Origin of the sequence: Celeribacter baekdonensis B30, from assembly GCF_000299875.1 — a bacterium.
Classification (GTDB): Bacteria; Pseudomonadota; Alphaproteobacteria; order Rhodobacterales; family Rhodobacteraceae; genus Celeribacter; species Celeribacter baekdonensis_A.
The window spans coordinates 1-3,185 of record NZ_AMRK01000028.1; the positions used below are offsets into that span (position 1 = coordinate 1).

The following is a 3,185-nucleotide window of genomic DNA, read 5'->3' on the forward strand; positions in this document are numbered from 1 at the left end:
TCAGCGACTGGGGTGAAGTCGTAACAAGGTAGCCGTAGGGGAACCTGCGGCTGGATCACCTCCTTTCTAAGGATGTTCCTAGTAGCAAGAACTTGTTCTTACTCGTGGAACACTTAGCAGCTACTTCGGTAGCATAAGATCAACGTAATAGTTGATCAAACTCGGACCAGGCCGTCCTCATATCTCTTCGTAACACTAGAATTTACAGGCCACTACCGGTCTGTCTTGGGTCGGTAGCTCAGGTGGTTAGAGCGCACGCCTGATAAGCGTGAGGTCGGAGGTTCAAGTCCTCCTCGACCCACCATCACTTTGTGATAACGGGGCCTTAGCTCAGCTGGGAGAGCATCTGCTTTGCAAGCAGAGGGTCATCGGTTCGATCCCGATAGGCTCCACCATCACGGAAGCGGCACAGACCAAGTTCGAATGTATCAGCAAGCACTTTAGAGTGTTTGCTCGTCCATTTGGACAGCGGCGCCTTCGCAAGAAGGAGCCAATTGACATCGTATAGAGAGATTAAAATGCAACACTGTTGATCACCGCGCGTAAGTGGATGATCTCAGATGGTTCTGCCTTCGGGCGGAAGGCGTTTTAAAGATTGTTTCCTCGATCTTTAATGACGTATCCCTTCTGAAATCGCAGTGTTGTCCAAGTCAAAATACACTAACCGGTTCAAGATCGCACGGTCTTGAACCAAGACGCATCCGCTTCATACGGTGGATGTGATCTTATGTCAGACCTCAGAGGTCTGGCGGGAAAATGTATGCTTTTGGTTTGGAAAGCGCGCCGTCACATCTTACCAGCTTGTGTCGGCCTGCAAGATGGCGTGATCCTTCGGGATCACAGTTTTGCTCTTTCTGGATCAAATCAAGCGCGAAAAGGGCGTTTGGTGAATGCCTAGGCAGTAAGAGGCGATGAAGGACGTGATACTCTGCGATAAGTCATGGGGAGCTGAGAATAGGCTTTGATCCATGAATTTCCGAATGGGGGAACCCACCTGACAGTTTGATATAATTGCCGCAAGGCACTTTATATCCGGCTGAACCAGGTACTTATAGACTGAATACATAGGTTTATAAGAGCAAACCCGGGGAACTGAAACATCTAAGTACCCGGAGGAAAGGACATCAATAGAGACTTCCCTAGTAGCGGCGAGCGAACGGGAACCAGCCGAGCCTGATAAGTGACTAGAACATGTTGGAAACCATGGCCATAGCGGGTGACAGCCCCGTATAGGAAGCTTTGAGGGACGTATTAAGTAGGGCGGAACACGTGAAATTCTGTCTGAAGATCGGGGGACCACCCCCGAAGGCTAAGTACTCCTTACTGACCGATAGTGAACCAGTACCGTGAGGGAAAGGTGAAAAGCACCCCGACGAGGGGAGTGAAACAGTTTCTGAAACCGGACGCCTACAAGCAGTCGGAGGGGCCTTGAGCCCTGACGGCGTACCTTTTGTATAATGGGTCATCGACTTGGTCTCACGAGCAAGCTTAAGCCGTTAGGTGTAGGCGCAGCGAAAGCGAGTCTTAATAGGGCGCATGAGTTCGTGGGATCAGACCCGAAACCGAGTGATCTAGGCATGACCAGGATGAAGGTAAGGTAACACTTACTGGAGGTCCGAACCCACACCTGTTGAAAAAGGTCGGGATGAGTTGTGCCTAGGGGTGAAAGGCCAATCAAACTCGGAGATAGCTGGTTCTCTGCGAAATCTATTTAGGTAGAGCGTCATCCGAATACCCCGGGGGGTAGAGCACTGGATGGGTAATGGGGCCCCACAGGCTTACTGATCCTAACCAAACTCCGAATACCCGGGAGTACTAGATGGCAGACACACAGCGGATGCTAACGTCCGTTGTGAAGAGGGAAACAACCCTGACCTCCAGCTAAGGCCCCTAATTCATGGCTAAGTGGGAAAGCAGGTGGGACGACCAAAACAACCAGGAGGTTGGCTTAGAAGCAGCCATCCTTTAAAGATAGCGTAACAGCTCACTGGTCTAGATAAGTTGTCCTGCGGCGAAGATGTAACGGGGCTCAAGCCATGAGCCGAAGCTGAGGATGCCGTAAGGCATGGTAGCAGAGCGTAGTGTGACATAGTTCCATGTGTCCTTACCCACTTCGGTGGGATTGGACACAAGGAGCTTTCTGTGAAGCGGGCGCGTGAGCGATCCCGTGGAGAGATCACTAGTGAGAATGATGACATGAGTAGCGACAAACAGGGTGAGAGACCCTGTCGCCGAAAGTCCAAGGGTTCCTGCTTAAAGCTAATCTGAGCAGGGTGAGCCGACCCCTAAGGCGAGGCCGAAAGGCGTAGTCGATGGGAACCAGGTTAATATTCCTGGGCCAGTAAGAAGTGACGGATCTCGAGGGTAGTTCATCCTTATCGGATTGAATGGGCTGCTTAGAGGTTCCTGGAAATAGCTCTTACATAAGATCGTACCCTAAACCGACACAGGTGGACTGGTAGAGAATACCAAGGCGCTTGAGAGAACTATGTTGAAGGAACTCGGCAAAATACCTCCGTAAGTTCGCGAGAAGGAGGCCCGGTTCCAAGGCAACTTGGAGCTGGGGGCACAAACCAGGGGGTGGCGACTGTTTACTAAAAACACAGGGCTCTGCGAAGTCGTAAGACGACGTATAGGGTCTGACGCCTGCCCGGTGCCTGAAGGTTAAAAGGAGGAGTGCAAGCTCCGAATTGAAGCCCAGGTAAACGGCGGCCGTAACTATAACGGTCCTAAGGTAGCGAAATTCCTTGTCGAGTAAGTTCCGACCTGCACGAATGGCGTAACGACTTCCCCGCTGTCTCCAACATAGACTCAGCGAAATTGAATTGCCTGTCAAGATGCAGGCTTCCCGCGGTTAGACGGAAAGACCCCGTGCACCTTTACTACAGCTTCACACTGGCATTAGGCCGAACATGTGCAGGATAGGTGGTAGGCTTTGAAGCAGGGACGCTAGTCCCTGTGGAGCCTCCCTTGAGATACCACCCTTGTTCTGCTTGATGTCTAACCGCGGACCGTTATCCGGTTCCGGGACCCTGTGTGGCGGGTAGTTTGACTGGGGCGGTCGCCTCCTAAAGAGTAACGGAGGCGCGCGAAGGTTGGCTCAGAGCGGTCGGAAATCGCTCGTTGAGTGCAATGGCAAAAGCCAGCCTGACTGCAAGACTGACAAGTCGAGCAGAGACGAAAGT

General features: G+C 51.9%; 2 tRNA genes and 2 rRNA genes. All 4 read left to right on the top strand.

What is annotated here, in order from left to right:
• Positions 1 to 66, top strand: a 16S ribosomal RNA gene (locus tag B30_RS21100); the annotation flags it as partial.
• A 161-nt stretch (positions 67 to 227) separates the two neighbouring features.
• Positions 228 to 304, top strand: a tRNA-Ile gene (locus B30_RS21105).
• 15 nt (positions 305 to 319) lie between these two features.
• Positions 320 to 395, top strand: a tRNA-Ala gene (locus tag B30_RS21110).
• Between the two features lie 467 nt (positions 396 to 862).
• Positions 863 to 3,185, top strand: a 23S ribosomal RNA gene (locus tag B30_RS21115); the annotation flags it as partial.